General features: G+C 29.2%; 24 protein-coding genes. 21 read left to right on the forward strand and 3 right to left on the reverse strand.

From position 1 onward, the window contains the following. Positions 1-180 precede the first annotated feature (180 nt). The 8 genes from Q5O29_RS03890 (at position 181) to Q5O29_RS03925 (ending at position 6620) form a co-directional block, all read left to right on the forward strand. Positions 181-582: a hypothetical protein gene (locus Q5O29_RS03890; protein ID WP_022211689.1), complete on the forward strand. Its 402-nt coding sequence runs from the start codon at positions 181-183 to the stop codon at positions 580-582. A 92-nt stretch (positions 583-674) separates the two neighbouring features. Then, positions 675-1415, forward strand: coding sequence for a YebC/PmpR family DNA-binding transcriptional regulator (locus Q5O29_RS03895; protein ID WP_022211690.1), 741 nt, complete (start codon positions 675-677; stop codon positions 1413-1415). Positions 1416-2370: 955 nt separating this feature from the next. Next, entirely contained in the window at positions 2371-2637 is a 267-nt protein-coding gene (locus Q5O29_RS03900) for a hypothetical protein (protein WP_302631716.1), read from the forward strand. Positions 2638-2860: 223 nt separating this feature from the next. Next, positions 2861-3016: a hypothetical protein gene (locus Q5O29_RS03905; protein ID WP_022211691.1), complete on the forward strand. Its 156-nt coding sequence runs from the start codon at positions 2861-2863 to the stop codon at positions 3014-3016. Between the two features lie 45 nt (positions 3017-3061). Further along, a complete protein-coding gene (locus tag Q5O29_RS03910; protein WP_022211692.1) occupies positions 3062-3226 on the forward strand; it encodes a hypothetical protein in 165 nt (54 codons plus the stop codon). 25 nt (positions 3227-3251) lie between these two features. After that, positions 3252-4172 (forward strand): GyrI-like domain-containing protein, encoded by a 921-nt coding sequence (locus tag Q5O29_RS03915; RefSeq protein ID WP_022211693.1) that lies wholly within the window; start codon positions 3252-3254, stop codon positions 4170-4172. Positions 4173-4191: 19 nt separating this feature from the next. Further along, entirely contained in the window at positions 4192-4905 is a 714-nt protein-coding gene (locus Q5O29_RS03920) for a serine hydrolase (protein WP_022211694.1), read from the forward strand. A 461-nt stretch (positions 4906-5366) separates the two neighbouring features. After that, positions 5367-6620, forward strand: a complete 1254-nt coding sequence (locus tag Q5O29_RS03925) for an HlyC/CorC family transporter (RefSeq protein ID WP_022211695.1) — start codon at positions 5367-5369, stop codon at positions 6618-6620. Between the two features lie 99 nt (positions 6621-6719). Here Q5O29_RS03925 and Q5O29_RS03930 read toward each other — a convergent pair whose 3' ends face one another. Beyond that, positions 6720-7370, reverse strand: coding sequence for an NAD(P)H-dependent oxidoreductase (locus tag Q5O29_RS03930; protein ID WP_022211696.1), 651 nt, complete (start codon positions 7368-7370; stop codon positions 6720-6722). A 203-nt stretch (positions 7371-7573) separates the two neighbouring features. Here Q5O29_RS03930 and Q5O29_RS03935 point away from each other — a divergent pair, with 203 nt between their 5' ends. After that, positions 7574-9082: a carboxypeptidase M32 gene (locus tag Q5O29_RS03935; protein ID WP_022211697.1), complete on the forward strand. Its 1509-nt coding sequence runs from the start codon at positions 7574-7576 to the stop codon at positions 9080-9082. Positions 9083-9152: 70 nt separating this feature from the next. On the opposite strand, the gene Q5O29_RS03940 is transcribed toward Q5O29_RS03935, so the two are convergent. Further along, positions 9153-9719, reverse strand: coding sequence for a hypothetical protein (locus Q5O29_RS03940; protein WP_022211698.1), 567 nt, complete (start codon positions 9717-9719; stop codon positions 9153-9155). Between the two features lie 218 nt (positions 9720-9937). On the opposite strand from Q5O29_RS03940, the gene Q5O29_RS03945 reads away from it, so the two are divergent. From Q5O29_RS03945 to hydF, 3 genes are all read left to right on the forward strand, one after another. After that, positions 9938-10876, forward strand: coding sequence for a hypothetical protein (locus Q5O29_RS03945; RefSeq protein ID WP_022211699.1), 939 nt, complete (start codon positions 9938-9940; stop codon positions 10874-10876). 150 nt (positions 10877-11026) lie between these two features. Next, entirely contained in the window at positions 11027-12103 is a 1077-nt protein-coding gene (gene hydE, locus Q5O29_RS03950) for a [FeFe] hydrogenase H-cluster radical SAM maturase HydE (protein WP_022211700.1), read from the forward strand. Beyond that, positions 12096-13286, forward strand: a complete 1191-nt coding sequence (gene hydF / locus Q5O29_RS03955; RefSeq protein ID WP_022211701.1) for a [FeFe] hydrogenase H-cluster maturation GTPase HydF — start codon at positions 12096-12098, stop codon at positions 13284-13286. The genes hydE and hydF overlap by 8 nt, the downstream gene beginning before the upstream one ends. 37 nt (positions 13287-13323) lie before the next feature. Here hydF and Q5O29_RS03960 read toward each other — a convergent pair whose 3' ends face one another. Further along, entirely contained in the window at positions 13324-14079 is a 756-nt protein-coding gene (locus Q5O29_RS03960; protein ID WP_022211702.1) for a GerMN domain-containing protein, read from the reverse strand. A 242-nt stretch (positions 14080-14321) separates the two neighbouring features. On the opposite strand from Q5O29_RS03960, the gene Q5O29_RS03965 reads away from it, so the two are divergent. From Q5O29_RS03965 to yajC, 9 genes are all read left to right on the forward strand, one after another. Then, entirely contained in the window at positions 14322-14552 is a 231-nt protein-coding gene (locus Q5O29_RS03965) for a hypothetical protein (RefSeq protein WP_022211703.1), read from the forward strand. 85 nt (positions 14553-14637) lie between these two features. Continuing rightward, entirely contained in the window at positions 14638-15270 is a 633-nt protein-coding gene (locus Q5O29_RS03970; RefSeq protein WP_022211704.1) for a response regulator transcription factor, read from the forward strand. 124 nt (positions 15271-15394) lie between these two features. Beyond that, positions 15395-16039, forward strand: coding sequence for a hypothetical protein (locus Q5O29_RS03975; RefSeq protein WP_022211705.1), 645 nt, complete (start codon positions 15395-15397; stop codon positions 16037-16039). A gap of 164 nt (positions 16040-16203) precedes the next feature. Further along, positions 16204-16623, forward strand: a complete 420-nt coding sequence (locus tag Q5O29_RS03980) for a hypothetical protein (protein WP_022211706.1) — start codon at positions 16204-16206, stop codon at positions 16621-16623. A gap of 140 nt (positions 16624-16763) precedes the next feature. Beyond that, positions 16764-17372: a Holliday junction branch migration protein RuvA gene (gene ruvA / locus Q5O29_RS03985; protein WP_022211707.1), complete on the forward strand. Its 609-nt coding sequence runs from the start codon at positions 16764-16766 to the stop codon at positions 17370-17372. 10 nt (positions 17373-17382) lie between these two features. Further along, complete coding sequence (ruvB, locus tag Q5O29_RS03990) at positions 17383-18414, forward strand: Holliday junction branch migration DNA helicase RuvB (RefSeq protein ID WP_022211708.1); 1032 nt, start codon at positions 17383-17385, stop codon at positions 18412-18414. A gap of 10 nt (positions 18415-18424) precedes the next feature. Beyond that, the gene (gene queA / locus Q5O29_RS03995) at positions 18425-19450 is read left to right on the forward strand and encodes a tRNA preQ1(34) S-adenosylmethionine ribosyltransferase-isomerase QueA (protein WP_022211709.1); all 1026 of its coding nucleotides are present in this window, start codon (positions 18425-18427) and stop codon (positions 19448-19450) included. 20 nt (positions 19451-19470) lie between these two features. Beyond that, positions 19471-20619 (forward strand): tRNA guanosine(34) transglycosylase Tgt, encoded by a 1149-nt coding sequence (gene tgt / locus Q5O29_RS04000; protein ID WP_302623478.1) that lies wholly within the window; start codon positions 19471-19473, stop codon positions 20617-20619. 163 nt (positions 20620-20782) lie between these two features. Beyond that, the gene (yajC, locus tag Q5O29_RS04005; RefSeq protein WP_022211711.1) at positions 20783-21058 is read left to right on the forward strand and encodes a preprotein translocase subunit YajC; all 276 of its coding nucleotides are present in this window, start codon (positions 20783-20785) and stop codon (positions 21056-21058) included. The last annotated feature ends 31 nt before the right edge of the window (positions 21059-21089 follow it).

Consider the following 21089-nt stretch of genomic DNA (forward strand, 5'->3'; position numbering starts at 1 on the left):
ATAGAGGTTAATCAAATTTCAACAGTTTATTAAAACAAAGCCATAATATATTGTTTCTAGCAATGTGTTTTATATTAAGTAATTACATGGTTTTAGTCATATTTATATAAGTAAAATTAGTAATATATTATATAGAAAAGTGTAAAGTTAAGGAAGGGATAATAATTATGAGGTGGTATTATGCAAAGTAAAAGTAATATAGCAAAGATTATAATCTCTTTGCCTATATGTATGGGGCTAGTTTTATTTATTTCATCTAACATATTAAATACTACTGTAAAGAATGATTACATCAAGGTTTATGGGCTTTATGGCAATAAGATAGATATAGCAGATATTGAAGAACTTTCACTAGAAGAAAAAATTCCGATGGTTAATAAGGTAGTTAATGGTATTATCCTTGGCAATGGCAAGAAAAAAGGATACTTTAAACTAGATGATAAAAATGTAAGATTATATTTATATAATAGTGAAGGCCCTTATATTTATATTAAGACAGCAAAGGATGAATATTATCTAAATTTACCTACAGTTGAAAAAACAAAATCCTTATATGATGAAATAGTGGAAGAAAAAAGTTGAAAGTAAATACTTGAAATAGAAAATTGTTAAATTAGAATAAATATGGTATAATTGATACAGTTTAAAAAATAGCAATTTAGGAGGAAATAACAATGTCAGGACATTCAAAATGGCATAATATTCAAAATAAAAAAGGGAAAGCAGATGCTAAAAGAGGAAAGATATTCACAAAGATAGGTAAGGAAATAGTACTTGCAGTTAAGAATGGAGGTCCTGCTCCTGAAAATAACCCTAAATTAAGAGATGCTATAGCAAAAGCTAAAGCAGCAAACATGCCAGGAGATACAATAACAAGATCTATTAAGAAAGCTTCAGGAGAGTTAGCGGCAGTTAACTACGAAAGCATAGTATATGAAGGATACGGTCCATCAGGAGTTGCTGTAATAGTTGAAACTTTAACAGATAATAAAAATAGATCAGCTGGTAACGTAAGATCAGCTTTCACTAAAGGTGGCGGAAATATGGGAACAAGTGGATGTGTTGGTTTCATGTTCCAAGAAAAAGGTGAAATAGTTATTGAAAAAGGTGATTTAGATGAAGATGAAATCATGATGATGGCTTTAGATGCAGGTGCAGAAGATTTTAATGCAGATGAAGAAGAAGTATTTATCATAACTACTACACCAGAAGACTTCAGTGCAGTTAGAGAAGAACTAGAAGCTCAAGGTTTAGAATTCTTAGAAGCATCAGTAAAAATGATTCCAGATACATATACTGAAATCAATGAAGATGATGCTAAGAAGTTCCAAAAGATGCTAGATTTGCTTGAAGATGATGATGACGTTCAAGAAGTTTACCACAATGCAGAATTCCCAGAAGGCTGGGATGAGTAGGAGATTATAAAATCTCCGGAAATTACTAAATTTCATTGGGAATTTCTATTATTACTGAAGCAAAACATGCTAAAAATTTATAACTCGCTGTCGCTCAGACAAATAAATTTTCTTAACGCATATTCTTCTTCATTAACAATGAAATTCCAGCAACTTATTTAGATATTTCCTCCGATTTTATAATATCCTTTATAGCTAAAGGAAACAACTCTTTGCTACACTCAGAGTTGTGAAATTAGTTATATAGACACTTTCTATGAGGTGAAAACTTTATAGGAAGTGTTTTTTATTTCGTATTGAAACACTAATATTCTTTCAGTAGGATATGCTAAAAATTTATAACTCGCTGTCGCTCAGACAAATAAATTTTCTTAACGCATATTCTTCTTCAGGAATAAAGAGTTTCTAAGACTTATTCAGATATTTCCTCCAACTTTATATTATTCTTATAGCTAAAGGAAACAACTCTTCATTACACTCGGAGTTGTAGAAATAGTGATATAGACACTTTCTATGAGGTATTACTTTATAGAAGGTGTCTTTTTTCTTAACGTATATTTTGCTCCATTAATAATGAAATACTAAAATAAAATTTTAATCATTTCTTCGTTTTTATTATTCATTAGATTAAAAGTAATAATTCCAAAAAGCATAGGAAAAACCAAAGCTTGCATTTGTCCTAAATGTGGAGAAGTATCTTTGTATATAGAAAATTTGGAAAAGCTGAAAAAATATATTGGTAAATAAATTTAACGAAAGTTTTAAGTGTTCAGAATGTGATTGTTATAATTTGAAAATAATAGTTGAAAAAGAAAGTAAAAGTTATAATCATGTAAGTGGTATTTTAGGAGCTAAATGCTTTGTGTTATAATAAATCAGATGATATAAGTAAATATATATGATTTTTGCAGAAGATGTGAATGGTATACAAAGGATAGAAAGGAATACTTTAATTATGAATAATGATGAAAAAGAAATTAAATTAGAGAGTATTGAAAATCATGGTTGTAATGATAAAATAGAGGAATTTATAGTAGTGCAGAATGCTGGACTTGATTCTGAAGAGATATATTATACAGGGTTTAGTGAAATTGAAGCTTATAGAACTTATAAGAGAATCAAAGGTGGAAAGAAAAATATTTTTAAAGCATATATTAAAAGAGATTTAGTGTTTAATGTGCCCTTTATTGATACATATGAAATCATAGAAGTAATAAGATAAAATCATAATAAGAATAGAATTAAGGTAGCTTTACATAGATATTGTAAGGCTACCTTAATATTTATATATTAGGATCTATTTTAATTGCAACTTCTTTTTACTGGAGACATAAGCTGACAACCGATATTTATATAAATTCTATTTTATTACATAACAACTGGAATTATAATCCATAAATTATGTATAATAAGATAATAGTTGTTAATTATAGGGGGTGAAATTTATGATTGAAAACAATGATAAAAAGAATAATAGTTATTACTTCCCGCTTTTTACTGGAGTAGGAATTATCTTTGGTGTGATATTCAATCAAATACCAATAGGCTTATGTTTAGGGGCTGCTATTGGTCTTACTTTAGATTATAAAAAGAAAAAATAGATTGAATTTGAATATTAATTAATGGGTAATTTAAGGAGAGATATGATGAATTTTAGAATGGCTAAGATGGATGATTTACCACAGCTTAAAGTGATATATGAAAAGATAATTGAAGAAATGAATTGTAATAATATTGAGATTTGGAATGAAATAATTGATGATAATCTTACATTACACGAATATGGCTTTGAAAGACAAGTATTAATTTAAAGCATGTTTTAGGGGTTGAGGAAAAGTGTTAGATGATTATAAGTGTCAGTATGTTAGTAGAATACATAAGGTTCAAGATTATATTGAAAATAACTATTGGAGGAATATGTCTACCAAAGAGTTGTCTGATGTAGCTGGTTTTTCAAAATATCATTTTAACCGTATTTTTAAAAGTGTATTACATGAGTCTTTATCTCATTATGTAAATAGAATTCGTATGGAGTATGCTTTGTTTATGCTGGCCCATAGAGAAGATAGAAATATTACTGATATTGCATATGATTTAGGATTTACTGATTCAGCTATTTTTTCAAGAGCTTTTAAAAATTATTATGGAATAAGTCCCTTTGAGTATAGAAAAAAATATAGCACGAAATGCAAAGAAAATATTTTTATATCCATGTACAATAAATCTGAGAAAAAGAAAGAATGGGTAACAAATCCGTTTTCTATAACTGGACAAATTCAACTTAAAAAAGTGGAAGAATTTCAGGTGGTATATATTAGACACACTGGTAACTACACTTCGTTAGCTAAGGAATATGCAAGATTAATGGAAAATCTTTTTAGAGCTGCAGCAAAACAGAAACTTTTGAAAGCTGATGAAAATCAAGTTCTTGCCATGTATCATGATAATCCTGAATTCGGAAAGGAAGAACAGTTTCGAACTAGTTTATGTATAACTGTTCCTAAGTCTTGTACAGCAAAGGAAGACGGAATGCTTGGCGTAATGACTATAGAAGGTGGATTATATGCAGTGGGACATTTTGAAATCACCCAGGAGAAATTTGAAGATGCATGGGATTATGTGTATCAACAATGGCTTATGACAAGTGGATATGTTCCAAGAAATGCTTGTCCTTTTGAGGTGTACTTAAATAATCCTCAGCAAGAAAAAGATCATATAATTAAGGTTGACATCTATTTGCCAATTGAACTCATTTGAAGAAATGGAGGAATTTTAAATGGATACAATAAAATTAGAACAAATCATTAGAGAAAAGTATGGGAATACTGGTGCTATTATAGTGCAAAAGAATGGAGTATCTGTGTATGAGTATTATGAAAATGAATGTACAAAAAACAGTCCCTTTCATGTGTTTTCAGTTACCAAAAGTATTCTTTCGATTTTAATTGGTATAGCAATAGATAAGGGGTATATAAAGAGTATTCATCAACCAATTTTAGATTTTTTTCCTGATTATATTGTAAAGAAACGTGAAAAAACAATTCAGAGCATTACACTTTATCATATGATGACCATGACTGCTCCATATAAATACAAATATGCACCGTATACAAAGTACTTTACAAGTGAAGATTGGGTGAAATCTTCTTTAGATTTACTTGGGGGAAAAGGAAAGATAGGAGAATTTAGATATGCACCTGTTATAGGACCAGATATTTTTTCTGGCATTATAGAAAATACAACAGCAATGACTGTACTGAATTTTGCTAAGAAATATTTATTTGAACCACTTGAAATTGAGGTGCCAGGTGATATTATTTTTCACAATAAAGAAGAGCATTCATTTGCTGCTTTAGGGGATGGTGGCAATGTTATATACATTAATCCTAAGGAGAATATGGTAATTATTATTGCTTCATATTTTAAACCAAGGGTTAAGGACAGAATGAAATTGATAAAGGAATATATAGAGCCTATGTGGAAGGAATAGAAGGATTCATATTAATAATGGAAAATAGATAAGCTTATGCCATGTTCAGCATAAAAATGAGAGCACCTTTTCTTTGGTGCTCTTATTTTTATAAGTATATTTTTAATTAGATTCATAAAGGTTCTCAGAACATAGAGTTATTTATATTTTTTTACAAATTACAGAAATATGATATTATATTATTAATAGGAAATATTTTGTATTTATATGAATAGAATATTATAAATGGTAAAAAGGAAGGGAAGCTAAATGTATAAGTCGTGTGAAAATGATGAACAAACGGCTAAGTTATATATGATAAACATGAAAATTATAATATAGGGCATAACCTGCATTTTTATTTAAAATGGAGGTTATGTCTTTTTTGGGTTATATTTTGAAAGGATTGATGAATAGGATGTAAATAAGGGTATTGATATAGGGAATGAAGATTTAAATTAAATATGAGGGGAAATAAATATATGGAAGATAGTATATCGAGTATCTTAATTTTAGTTTTATTAATTACAATGTCTGCTTATTTTTCAGCAACAGAGACTGCGTATTCTTCGTTAAATAAGATTAAGCTAAAAAGTATAGCTAATAAGGGTAATAAAAAAGCAAAGCTTGCTTTAGAGCTTTCTGAAAAGTATGACTCAGTGATATCAACAATTTTAATTGGTAATAATATTGTTAATATTGCCACTGCATCTTTAGCAACAGTTTTATTTACAAAGTTACTAGGTAGTTCAGGTGTTACAGTATCAACTATTGTTATGACTATTCTAATACTTATTTTTGGTGAAATTTCACCAAAGAGTATAGCAAAAGATATTCCAGAAAGTTTTGCCATAGTTTCAGCACCATTGCTTAATGTTTTTTGCATTATTTTAAAGCCTGTAAATCATATATTTTGTCTTTGGAAAAAGCTCATAAGCAAGGTATTAAAAATACAAAAGCATTCAGGTATAACTGAAGATGAAATATTAACAATAGCTGAAGAAGCAGAAAATGAAGGTGGAATAAATCCACAGCAATTAGAAATAATTAAAAGTGCCATAGAGCTTAATGAACAAGAGGTTATAGAAGCTTTCACACCACGTGTTGATATGATTGCCGTAAAAGATAGTTGTAGCAAGGAAGAACTGCTGAACCTATTTATTGAAAGTGGATTTTCAAGGATTCCAGTTTATCATGATAATATAGATAATGTCATTGGTATAATCAATGAAAAGGATCTTATTAATATTGTAGTAAATAATAACAATGAAGAAATAAGTAGCATAATTAAACCGCTTAATGTTATACAACCTCATATGAAGTTATCGCACTTACTAAAAGTTTTACAAAATAATAAATCTCATATGGCTCTTATAGCAGATGAGTATGGTGGAACCATGGGGATTATAACTTTAGAGGATATTTTAGAGGAATTGGTAGGAGAAATTTGGGATGAACATGATAAGGTAGTAAATGATATTGAAAAGATAGGTGAAGATGAATATATTGTTAGAGGTAACGCTAATATAGAAAAGGTATTAGAAGAGGTTGATTTGGAAGATGAATTTGAAGTGAATTCAGTTAATGGCTGGGTTATTCAACAGTTTGGAAAGATACCAAAGGTAGGAGAAAGTTTTGAATATAAAAATCTTAAGATAGTAATCCAAAAGGCCACTAAGCGATGTGTTCTAGAAATAAGAATCACAGTAGATGAGCCAATGGAAATATCAAGTTAATTTAGAAGTAAAAAAGTAATAGGATGCAAAAATACATCCTATTACTTTTTAGATTATATATTTTTGATTAATAATTATAAATTTAATAAAAGTTGATGTTTATTTTACAATGGTAGATACTTCACTTAGGGGTTGACGTTTCTTAGGAGTGGCAGGCTTAGCACGGTAACCAAAAGCACAACCAAGGGTTACTTGGAACTTTTTAGTGTCTAGCAAACCTTCCTCCACAAGAATTTTAGTAACAGCTTTCTTATCCATTCCTCCAATAGGGCAAGAATCAATTTCTAGCATAGCAGCAGTAAGCATCATGCTTGATAAAGCAATATATGTTTGTTCAGTTGCATAGGCTTGGAAGGCTTTATCATTATCAAACATATTATCTACATTTTTTAAAAAGCCTTTCATCATATTATAATGTTCATCAGTAAGGTTTTGCACATCTTTTAGTAAATATTCGATGTAATGAGAATCAGATTTGATTTCATCAGCAGTTCTAGTTAATAATACAATAAAGTCACTGCAAGTTTGAATTTGTTTTGCTCCACCAAAGCATACTTCACTTAATTTATCTTTTAGATTTTTATTTTCTACAACAATAAAGTGCCAAGGTTCAATACCTACAGAGCTAGGAGCTAAGCGACCTCCTTCTAGGATAACATCTAAATCTTCTTTACTTATACTTTTTTGGTTATTAAATTCTTTACAGGCATGTCTAAAGTTTAATATATTAATTACTTCATTTTTATTCATAAAAAGCATACTCCTTTATTTATAATTTATATTAAATTAATTTTTATGTATATCAGCATATATTATTATTATCTTATTTTAACATATATATAAGGATAGTTTCAATACTGTGAACAGGAATCATCTTTTTAAATCAATGGAAAAATTTTATATAAAGTGGTAGTATAGATTCATATAAAAATATTAAAGTGGGAGCTATATATATGAGTGAAGTAGAAAAAAAATTAAAAGAATTTGCTGAATATTTAAAAAAAATAAATCACTATACTACAGCAGGAAACCTTATGTATTGGGATATGACTACAGGAATGCCAGAAGCTATGGCAGAATCAAGGGCAGAAACATTATCATTCTTTCAAACAGAAGTGCATAGCTTGAATGTATCACCAAAAATTGCAGAATTTATAGAATTTTTTGAAAGTCATATGGGTGAATTTGATTATATTCATAAGAGAATGACCGAACAGCTAAAGAAAAAGTATGAAAATCAAAAGAGATATCCAGAAGAATTTATCAAGGAATTTTCACTAGCAGCATCAAGAGGAGAAGTGGCATGGGAAAAAGCAAAAAATGCTAGTGATTTTGATGTGTTTAAACCAGCCTTAGAAAAAATAGTGGATCTTACTAAAAAGTCTATAGAATACAAAGGCTATGAAGATAATAAATATGATGCCCTTCTTGATGATTATGAAGCAGGCCTTACAGTAAATAAGCTTGATAAAGTTTTTGGAGAATTAAGGGATGGTATAGTAGAAATATTAAATAAAATAAAGGTCACAGGAAAGACAATAGATGATTCCTTCTTCCATAATCATTTTCCTAAATCAGAACAAGAAAGCTTATCTTTAAAGATTTTAGATCTTATGGGTTTTGATTTTAAGAGAGGAAGAATGGATGAAACAGAGCATCCTTATACACTTGATATGACTAATAAGGATGTTAGAATAACTAATCATTACTATGAAAATGATTTTACTTCAGCATTATTTTCAGCTATTCATGAAGGTGGTCACGCACTTTATGAGCAAGATATACCAGATTTATTGGAAGGTACTGGTTTAAATGTTGCTTCTTCTATGGCAGTTCATGAATCACAATCAAGATTTTATGAAAATATCATTGGAAAGAGTAGAGAATTTAGCAATTACTTATATAAGGAAGCAATTAAGCAATTTAATGAACAATTTGATGGAGTTTCAGAAGAAGAGTTTTATAAGGCATTAAATAAAGTTACACCATCGCTTATTAGAACAGAAGCAGATGAGCTAACTTATAGTCTTCACATAATAATAAGGTATGAAATAGAAAAACTTTTAATTAATGATATTATAGAGGTTAAAGACCTTCCAAAAGTATGGAATGAGAAATATAAGGAATATTTAGGGGTAGAGCCTACAAGTGATAAGGAAGGTGTATTACAAGATGTACATTGGTCAGATGGATCATTTGGCTATTTCCCAAGTTATGCATTAGGAAATCTTTATGGGTCACAAATGTTAAATAAGATGATTAAGGATATACCAGAGGTTTATCAAGAAGTGAGCAAAGGAAACCTTGAGCCAGTGCATAAATGGTTAAAGGAAAATGTTCATGAAGCAGCTAATCTTTATGATCCTGGAGATCTTATTAAAAAGATTACAGGAGAAGATTTGCAAGCTAAGTATTTCCTTGAATACTTAGATAATAAATATAAAGAAATATATAATTATTAATATCAGCAAAGAGGTAGGACATAGTAAGCTACCTCTATTTTTACGCAATGAAAAGAGATAAGTGTTAAAATTAATTCTCAGTACTCTTATTAGGATACAATGAAGTATTCTCCTTTAAATTCTTATACATGTGGCCATTAAAAGTTTCTAAGGAAGAACAAATTTTATCGGATAAATTGACCAAAATACTTTCACGATGATGAGGTGGCACTAAGGTTAAAGGAAACATATGATTTTTGATTATATCTATTTCCCTTTTGTTTAAAGAATAATGTTTTAAAGCATTGTTAAGTGCTGTTTTGGGATGCTTGAATCCATGAAACCTATGGGATTTGTCATGAATATGCCAATCATATAAGAAGTAATCATGAAGCAACGCACCATATATAAGGCTTTTTTCATCACATTTAATATTAAAAAACTGTGAAAAACAATATGCATAGTATGCTACTGCAATGCTATGCCAAAGGCAAGTAGTATTTCCATGTTGTATGAAGTTATCAAGCATTAGAAGATTAGTTTCTTCACATATATTTTTTAAACAGTCATTAAAAAATGACATTTGCTTTTCATTTAGCTTAAATGTTTTTGATTTAATCTTTGAAATATTTAAGTAGAGAGTATTAACAAAAAACATTATTATCACTTCTTTTTTTAAATTATTTGAAATTAAGTTTCATAAGATTATTTTAACATAAATGTAAACAAATTATTAATTAAAATTAAAGATATTTTATGAAGATTTTATTAAAAGTGTATAGAAAATTAGTGGAAAATATTATTTATTTGAAAAAACACAAAAAATTTACAAAAGCATAATATATTTATAAAACAATCATTTAATAAGAGGATACAATGGCAAAAGAAATAACTGATATTATAGAAGAAATACATGAATATTTTGGTGGATATAATGAATTTGTAAGTGCTGAAATGGGAGTTATGGCTGAAGAGATTAAAGAAGCAGTTTATGCAATTAACAATAGAAACTTTAGAATTGGACTTGAAAAATGTGATTTTATAACTGAAAAAGCTGTAGAAGGTGGGCAGTGTTTAGCTAAAATCATCTTGCCAGAGATACAAGTTCCAGAATTAAAGCTAAGCTTATGTAAAAAGACTATGACATTAGAAAATAGCAAAATTAATGAAATTTGTGAAAAATTTAAATCTATGATAAAATTACGATATTTTATTGATGATGAAGAAATAAGATATTACAGTATGGAAGATGAAGGTTGGAATAGGATTGATTTAAGAGAATCTACTACTAAGAAAAAAATTGGAGAAGTTGGAGAAAAGATTAAGACTGCCACCAATACAGCAGTTGAAAAAGTAAGTAAGCAGAAGAAAATAGTTACTGATTTACAAGATAATATGACAGATGCATTAAAAAAAGTAGTGAGTACATTAGAATTACCAATGCCATGTATGCTTATTAGAAAGAATAAAATTAATATAGGAATAGAAGTAAAATATCCATGTAGCTATGATGTTGTTATTAGTAAGGGCCTGTTACTTGCTCAAAAAGTATCAATGTCAGAAGTACTTAAGGTTATTTTAGGAGAAATGCTTCAAGTAGTTACAGATGTTAAAACTAATATTGAAGATATATTAAAAGAAGCGGTTAAAGTTGGAGTTGCTACGTTTAAGGAAACTTTAATTTCAATCTTAAAGATTTTAAGTATATCAGATATTAATTGTGATTATATACTTTGCAAAGGAATAAATGAAACTAGTTTAGGAAAATGGGTTGAGTTAAAATCAGATTTATCTAAATCCATTGCAACTAATTAAAAATGCGCATCATTTTGATGCGTATTTTTAATGGAGGAGAATAAATTATTATTATAACTATATTCATCTATATTGACAATAAAAGTAAAAAAAAATAAGATATAAATTATATAAGAGGTTGTAATTTAAAGAGGATTATGTGAGGTAAAAATGGATATAAAGCATATAATTAATAAGTTATATTATGAAAATAATGCAACAAAAGAGGAACTTATATATGTACTAGATAAGATAAATGAAGATGAAAAAGATTATTTGATAAAGAAAAGTGATAAGTTAAGAACAAGGTATTATGACAATAAGGTTTATATGAGAGGGCTTATTGAATTCACTAATTATTGTGTAAGAAATTGTAAATATTGTGGAATAAGAAGCGATAATAGCAAAGCAGATAGATATAGATTATCTTTAGAGGAAATATTAGAATGTGCAGCCATAGGTAATAGATTTGGATACAAAACTTTTGTCCTTCAAGGAGGCGAAGATCCTTATTTTACTGATGAGAGAATGGTGAAAATTATACAAGCTATAAAGGAAAAATATCCAGAAAATGCAATAACATTATCTATAGGTGAAAGAAGTTATGAGTCTTATAAAAGAATGTTTGAAGCTGGAGCAGACAGATATCTTTTAAGACATGAAACTGCAACAAAGAAATTATATGAAAGCTTGCATCCTAATGCCAGTTATGAAAATAGGGTACAGTGCTTATATAATCTAAAGGAAATAGGTTATGAAGTAGGTGCAGGGTTTATGATTGGTTTACCTAATCAGAGTAATGAAGATTTGGTAAATGATCTTTTATTTATAAAGAAGCTAAATCCACATATGTGTGGTATAGGGCCTTTTATTCCACAAAAGGATACACCATTAAGAAATGAAGTAGGTGGTACTGTAGAAAAAACTATGATAATGTTGGCTTTACTACGACTTATGGTACCTAAAGCTATGTTACCAGCAACTACTGCCTTAGGAAGTATAGATCCATTAGGAAGAGAAAAGGGATTGAAAGCTGGAGCAAATGTAGTAATGCCAAACTTATCACCAAAGCAGGTGAGAGATAAATATGCTTTATATGATGGAAAGATATGCACTGGTGATGAAGCAGCCGAATGTAGAAATTGCATTGAAAGAAGAATAAATTTATCAGGTTATAAAGTGGAAATTGGTAGGGGAGATAGTGTGATAAAGAAAGAGCAAATGAAGGTAGGTGATAATGATGAATAGCACACCGAATTCAAATAGAAAACACATTTCAATATATGGTAAAACCAATGCAGGAAAATCATCACTTATAAATGGGATTTTAGGACAAGACTTATGTCTTGTATCAAAGGTACCAGGAACAACAACTGATCCTGTGTTAAAAGCCATGGAATTAATCCCTGTAGGACCGGTGCTATTTATTGATACAGCTGGTCTTGATGATCAGACGGAGCTTGGATCAATTAGAATGAAGAAATCCATTGAAATGCTAAAAAGAACTGATTTTGCATTGTATGTAATGGATGTAAATGATATTGATGAAGACAACTATTATCATATGAAAATAGAATTTAAAAAGTATAATATTTCAAGCATTTTAGTAATTAATAAAATTGATGTAATGTCAACAGAAAGTCTTCAGTACTTAAGAAAAAAATATACAGGAGCCTTTTTTGTTTCAGCAGAAACCGGTGAAGGTATTGAGGAATTAAAAAAAGGAATTGCTATAAGATTGGAAGAAGAAGAAGAGGAAATGCCTATAATAGGTGATCTTGTACCTTATGATGGAAAAGTAGTTCTTGTAATACCAGTAGATTCAGAAGCACCAAAGGGAAGGATAATATTGCCGCAGGTGCAATGTTTGAGAGATTGTTTAGATTATGGGATAAAGGCGTATGTAGTAAGGGATACTGAGTTATCATCAGCTCTTGAAGATATTCAGAATGTAGAGTTGGTAGTTACCGACTCACAGGCTTTCAAAAAAGTATCAAGAATTGTACCAGGAGATATTAATCTTACAGGTTTTTCTATATTATTTGCAAGACATAAAGGTGATTTAAAAAGTTTTGTAGATGGAACTGAGAAGATAAAAGAATTAAATGAAAACTCTAAAATACTTATTTGTGAAAGTTGTACACATAATGTTTCCCATGAAGATATAGGAAGAGTGAAGATTCCTAAATTATTAAATAAAGCAGTGGGAGTAGATTTAGAATATCATTATAAGATTGGCCATGACTTTCCAGAGGATTTATCAAAGTATGATTTAGTTATTCATTGTGGTGCATGTATGATAAATAGAAAGACTGTTACATTAAGAGTGAAGAGATGCAAGGAACAAAATGTAGCTATAACCAATTATGGTGTTATACTTGCTTATTTAAATGGAATCTTAGATAGAAGTATAGAAATATTTGATTTATAAAAAATACTCAAATCCAGGATAGGATTTGAGTATTTTTTTAGTTTTTGTTATAAGATATTGAAGAATCAAAATATGGAGCATACCAACCATTTTCATCAGCACTTGGAGCTGCTGTATATTGAAGATTATTAAAGTAAAGAGAAACTTTATTCACCTTATAATTATAGGCATAAGTATTAATTAAAGTATATATAAGTTCATAGGAAGAAGCAGGGTCAAGATTCATATATTTTTCAAATGAATCATTGAATTTAACTGTAAGTGCATTGTTAGCAGCATCTACTGTGGCACTGCTGACACCAATTTGATTAGATAATAATATAAAGTCAGAGCTGTATTTATTATCTTGTAATGCAGAAGTTAAAGCAGATACTAGGGCATTTTCTTCAACATGAATGTTTTCATCTACATAATATCTTCTTCCGTCAACGGAATTATAAAAGAATAATCTACATGTTTGTGATGAGTAACTAGAGTCTTCAGTAGAAGATAAGTTTTCAACAGTAGTATTTTTTTCAATAGCTAAGGAAGTGTTAGTATTTTCTTTCGGATTTTCAGAGATAGTTGATGTAGAAACATTAGTAGTGGCTTCGTTATCTTGCAAAGTGGATTCATCAACAGATAATGCATCGTTTATTAAAGTTTCATCTTGGGAAGAGATACTAGTATTATCACTAGCTGAAGTGATAATACTAGTATCATTACCATCTAGAGAACTCTTTACTTGGCTACAGCATATAAGTGATAGAGAAAGGAAAAAGCAACAGCTTATACTTAAAAATTTTCTTTTCATAATCATACTCCTTACTTAAAAAAATATCATACCTATATTATATTACCAAAATATGTAAAAAAGAATAGTTATTTTAATAAAAATTTATATTTAGTATTAGCTGGCTTAACTTTAATAAAGGATAAAGAAGAAATATCATAAGAGTTTAGAGAAAGTACTAGCTTTCTCTATAATTTTTTTGTAATAAATAGTATAGGAAAATACTATAAATAAAAAGGAAAGTAAAATTATAGGGGGATCTTATGAATTATTTAGAAGGTGAAAAGTCAGAAGTATTTGAAAGTCATAAGGCAAAGGTCATAGAAAATATAAATAAAAGTAAATCAATGGGAATGAATAAGATTACAGCAATTTTAGCTATAGATGATGAAGATGAAATAATACAAGGAGCATTAATTAACTGGCTGATAAAAGAAGGATATAGAATATCTTTAATAAAGGAAGATTATAATATTTTAGTTATTGAATGGTGAAGATATTAAATTTTATTTAAGGCTATAATTTTTTGATAAATGATAATGATTTTATTTAACCAAATTGGTATAAAGGAGTTATTAAATGGGCATTAAAATTGTACTGGCAGACGATGATAGTCTTATAAGGGAAAGTTTTAAAATAATGCTTTCTTATGATGAACATATAGAAGTGATGAATGCTTTTGGTGATGGTATGGATGCTATAGAGTATTGTGGTAGAGAAAAGGTAGATATAGCACTTTTAGATGTAAGAATGCCAAGAGTAAATGGTATACAAGCTACTAGGGAAATAGTGAAAAGAAGCGATACAAAGGTTATTATATTAACGACTTTTGATGAGGATGAATATATTGGTGAAGCAATGAAATGTGGAGCAAAGGGTTATATTTTAAAAAGTAGTGAGTCAAGTATGATATTAGATACTATTAAAGATATTTATTTGGAAGATTTAATGTACAAAAGCATAGATTGGTCAGATAGAGATGTATTTATTGAGAAAATTTTTCAAAATAAAGAAGAGTTATTAAATTTTACACGAAAAGAGAAGGAAATAGTAAAAGAAATTGCAAGTGGACTTACCAATAAGGAAATTGCAAAGAAGCTGTTTATTTCTGAAGGAGCAGTAAAAAGATATATAAATTCAATATTAAACAAAACAGGATTTGCAAGAAGAATACAAATTGCTATGTTTTATTTAAATGGTACTGTTGTATAAACTTATAAGGTAAGGAGTTATCTTGATGAATATTATTTTAGATAGAAAATCTTTTGAAAATTAAAAAATGTTGAATAACAAAGAAAAAAATGGAAATAATTATTCATAAAAGGAGTGATTGATTATGAATAATAATTTCCAAGATTATAATGAAGAAGAATATAATAACGAAGATAAGAAGGAAAATAAAAAAAGAATAAGAAATAGAGTGAACTTATTTATAGTTTTACTTATAGTATGCTTTTTTTCAACTTATTTTATTGTAGATAGATTAACTAATAGTAAATATAAAGATGTCAGTGATAATCAATCTAAAACCGCAGTATATAATAATACCAACTTATTAAGTGATGATATGAAGATAATACTAAAGGTAGATGGAGTAGTAGAAAAATCAGAAACTTTAAAAGACTTTAAACTTGATAATGAAATTGACAGTGTAAATGAACAATTTTTAGTAGATTACTATGCTTCTAAAGGCTATAGTGTGGAAAGTTTAAGTGAAAAGAAAGTAGTGCTAAATAAGGATGAGGAAGAAGTAACAGTTGAACCTAATAAATACTATTTAGGTGAAAAAGATGGATATTTTGCAATATATAAGAGTGATGAAAATGGCAAGGTATTTATAGAAGATGAAAGTGATATATACAGAAGTAGTGGAATGGTGAATACAATTCCAGAAAATGATCAAGAAGATATTAAAAATTTTAAGCTTGGTTATGATACTAAGAATGAAGCAAAAGAAATACTAAGTGGATATATTAGTTAATGAAAGTAAGATCCCATTTTTATGCTATTCTCCCTTTATCATATGTCCTAGCGTTTGTATAACAAAAATGATAAAGGGGGACAATAAAAATGTAAAAGAAATAAAAAACAAAACTAATAAATATCAAAAGTATTTAGTAGCAAAGATGAAATGGAGGGAAGTATATGAATATAGTTCCAAGCAATGAGTATTTGCTAGTTATGCCTAGTGGTAATGTAAAAGGTTTTGATGATTATGCAATGGCAAAAGCATATATAAATAATTATTATTACTATAAAACTAGACGAGTTGAAGAAGTAGAAGCATATGATGATTTAACCAATGATTTTGATGATATAGTAGATACAGTTTGTTATAAAATTGGTATAGAAGAAGGAGAATGTCAACTATATTATACATCTAATATAATTGAAAAATTGCAAGATGAATTAGTATTTAATGAAGAAAAAGAAGAGGTTATTTCAAAACTAATGGCTCATAAAATAGAGTTTAATACATACGATTACGCTATTGATAATATTTTTCGAGATGTTCAATCAATTGATGTTATGGAACAATATGGTAGTTCTATTACAGGACAATAGTTTCATTGATTAAAATTATATAAAAGTAAATAAGCTGACAAACAATATTATTTGTTTTGTCAGCTTTTTTCATTGAAAAATAGATATTAAAATGTTAAAGTAGAATGTAGGCGAAATAGTGGGGCAGGAGGATAAATATAGTGTACGAATATATTAAAGGAAAATACATGGGAATAAATAAAGACTATATAATTATTGAAAATAATAATATAGGATATAAGATATTTACTTCCGGTGCAACAATGGCAGAAATGCCAGGAATAAATGATGAAGTTATGCTTTATTTAGAACAAATAGTGAGAGAAGATTTTATTGGGCTTTATGGCTTTAAAGATAGAGAAGAACTTGAAATGTTTAAACTTTTATTATCAATTAGTGGTGTAGGAGCTAAAGCAGCTTTATCTTTATTATCTATCAGCAGAATAAATAATCTAAAATATGCTATTATTATGGAAGATGATAAACATTTATGTAGAGCCCCGGGAATTGGTAAGAAAACTGCTGGAAGAATTATATTAGAGCTTAAGGACAAAATTAAGAAAGAAGATATAATGAGCGGTGTTGATATTCAAGAAGGATTTGAAGACTTACAGCCAACGGTAAATACAAATACAGTTGGAGAAGCTTTAGGTGCATTATTAGCTTTAGGATATTCAGAAAAAGAAGCAGAAACAGCACTTAAACAAGTAGATAAAACTGCATCATTGGAGGATATCATTAAAGATTGTTTAAAAGTTTTAATGGGATAGAGGTGAAATAGTGGAGAGAATTATTACACCAGTTGAATTGAAGGAAGATGGCAACAGTGAATTAAGTTTAAGACCACAGAAAATCAATGAATATATAGGTCAGGATAAAGTTAAAGAGAAACTCAATGTATTTATTAAGGCAGCACAATCTAGAGGTGAAGCTTTGGACCATGTCTTGCTTTATGGACCTCCAGGTTTAGGAAAGACCACATTAGCTAATATAATTGCTAAAGAGATGGGAGGAGATCTTAAGATTACATCAGGTCCAGCTATTGAAAGAGCAGGAGATTTGGCAGCTATACTTACAACATTAAAAGATAATGATGTTTTATTTATAGATGAAATACATAGGTTAAATAGAAATGTTGAAGAAATACTATATCCTGCTATGGAAGATTATGCCCTTGATATAGTTATAGGAAAAGGAGCAGCAGCAAAGTCTATTAGACTTGATTTACCACATTTTACACTAATAGGAGCAACTACTAGAGTGGGAATGCTTACAGCTCCGTTAAGAGATAGGTTTGGTGTAATGTGTAATATGGTTTATTATACAGATGAGCAGCTTAAGGAGATAATAGTAAGGTCTGCTTTTGTTTTAAGTTGTGATATTACAGAAAAAGGTGCCATGGAAATAGCTAGGAGATCAAGAGGAACTCCAAGAATAGCTAATAGGTTATTAAAGAGAGTAAGAGATTATGCCCAAGTATATTCAGATTCCTTAATAAGCTATAAGGAGGCAAGGGCAGCACTGGAATTATTGGAAGTGGATAATAAAGGCTTTGATAATGTTGATAATAAGATATTAGAAGCTATTATAGATAACTTTAAAGGTGGTCCAGTAGGAATAGAAACTTTATCCTATTATATAGGTGAAGAATTGGGGACTATTGAAGATGTATATGAGCCGTATTTATTGCAAAAAGGCTTCATTGTAAGGACGCCTAGAGGAAGAATGGCTACAGATAAAGCTTATGAACATCTTGGACGCACAAGAGTAAATAAGAAGAATAAACAGCAAGCAAGTTTTTTTGAGGATTAAGGAGTAAAAGATGAAAACAAGTGATTTTAACTTTCATTTACCAGAAGAGCTAATAGCTCAGCACCCTTTAGAGAAGAGAGATAATTCAAGATTAATGGTGTTAGATAAGGCTACAGGTGAAATAGAGCATAAACATTTTTATGATGTTTTAAACTATTTAAATCCAGGAGATACTCTAGTATTAAATAATACTAGAGTGTTACCTGCTAGGCTAATAGGTGAAAAAGAGAATACTGGTGGGAAAATAGAATTTCTTCTTTTAAAAAGAATAGAAGGAGATAAATGGGAATGTCTAGCTAAGCCAGGTAAAAGAGCAAAGATAGGAACAATATTCACTTTTGGAGAAGGAAAACTTAAATGTAAAGTGGTTGATATAGTAGAGGAAGGAAATAGAGTAATTGAATTCATCTATGATGGAATATTTGAACAAGTTTTAGATGAACTTGGAGAAATGCCTCTTCCACCTTATATCACTGAAAGATTAGAAGATAGGGAAAGATATCAAACTGTATATTCTAAAGAAAAGGGATCAGCAGCAGCACCAACGGCAGGTTTACATTTTACAGAAGAACTTTTACAAAAGGTAAAAGAAAAAGGTGTCAATATTGCATATGTAACTTTACACGTAGGACTTGGAACTTTTAGACCTGTAAAGGTTGATGATGTAAATGAACACGTAATGCATTCAGAATTCTATCATTTAGAAGATGATGATGCTAAAATTATCAATGATACAAAGAAAAATGGTGGAAAGATTATTTCTGTTGGAACTACTTCTACAAGAACTTTAGAAACTATTGGTGATGAAAATGGAATGGTTAGAGCACAAAGTGGATGGACTAACATATTCATTTATCCAGGATATGAGTTTAAGGTAGTAGATAAGCTGATTACTAATTTCCACTTACCAGAATCAACACTAATAATGCTTGTATCTGCTTTAGCAGGAAAAGAAAAAGTTATGAATGCATATAATGAAGCTGTAAAAGAAAAATATAGATTCTTCTCATTTGGAGATTCGATGATTATAAAGTAACATAATTTAAAGGACGTGAAATTTTGAGTAAAAAATATACTTTATTAAAAAAAGAAGGTAAGGCAAGAAGAGGTAGATTTGAAACTCCTCATGGAACAATAGAAACACCAGTTTTTATGAATGTTGGTACTTTAGCAGCTATTAAAGGTGCAGTATCATCAATGGATTTAAAGGAAATAGGATGTCAAGTTGAGTTATCAAATACATATCACTTACATTTAAGACCATCTGATAAAGTTGTAGCTGAAATGGGTGGATTACATAAATTTATGAAGTGGGATAGACCAATACTTACAGATTCAGGTGGATTCCAAGTATTTTCATTATCTGGTATGAGAAAGATAAAAGAAGAAGGGGTGTACTTTAGTTCTCATATAGATGGTAAGAAGATATTCATGGGGCCTGAAGAATCAATGCAAATTCAAAGCAATTTAGCATCTACAATAGCAATGGCTTTTGATGAATGTATACCAAATCCTTCTACAAGGGAGTATGTTCTTCAATCAGTAGCAAGAACAAATAGATGGCTTGATAGATGTATAGCAGAAATGGATAGATTAAATTCACTACCTGATACAATAAATAAAGAGCAAATGCTATTTGGTATTAACCAAGGTGGATGTTATGAAGATATAAGAATTGAACATGCTAAGCATCTTGCTAGTTTAGATATGGATGGATACGCAATAGGTGGATTAGCTGTTGGTGAAACACATGAGGAAATGTATAGAGTAATTGATGCAGTAGTTCCTCATTTACCAGAAGATAAGCCAATTTACTTAATGGGCGTTGGTACACCTGAAAATATTCTAGAGGCTGTGGAAAGAGGAGTTGATTTCTTTGACTGTGTTCTTCCAGCAAGAAATGGTAGACATGGACATTTATTTACTGCCAATGGTAAGATAAATATCATGAATAAAAAGTTTGAAACAGATGAAAGACCAATAGATGAAGGATGTAAGTGTCCAGCTTGTAAACACTATACAAGAGCATATATAAGACACTTATTTAAGGCAAAAGAAATGCTAGCAATGAGACTTGCAGTATTACATAATCTTTATTTCTATAATAATATGATGCAAGAGATAAGAGATAATCTTGATAATGGTACTTTTGCAGAATACAAGGCAGCTAAGCTTGAATCATGGGGATGTAAAAAAGATAAATAAAAATACTTTGCCTATATCTAAATTAATGATATAGGCAATATTTTGATAAATATTAAAAAAATGTTAAGTTTATATTTTAAATTTGACAGTATATTTAAAATGAAGTATGATTTATAGTGATACAAAAGTTATGTAGATTAAATACGGAAGGGTGAACTTAATTATGGCACAAGCTTTAATTCAAATAGTAATACCTTTTGCAGCAATGTTTGCAATAATGTATTTCTTATTAATATTACCAGAAAAGAAAAGAAGTAAAAAATATAATAACATGTTAGCTGAATTACAAGTTAATGATGAGGTTTTAACAAGAGGTGGAATCGTTGGAAAAATCATCACAATAGATGAAGATCAATTAGTAATTCAAAGTGGTCCAGATAGAGTTAGAATAAGAGTAACAAAGAATTCTGTTGCTCAAAAAATAACTAAAGACGCATAAGATGTAAGGAATAATACCTTCTACTGCTTCA

The sequence above is a fragment of the Clostridium sp. CAG:265 genome, assembly GCF_000436575.1.
In the GTDB taxonomy this organism is placed as follows: domain Bacteria; phylum Bacillota; class Clostridia; order Clostridiales; family Clostridiaceae; genus Clostridium; species Clostridium lentum.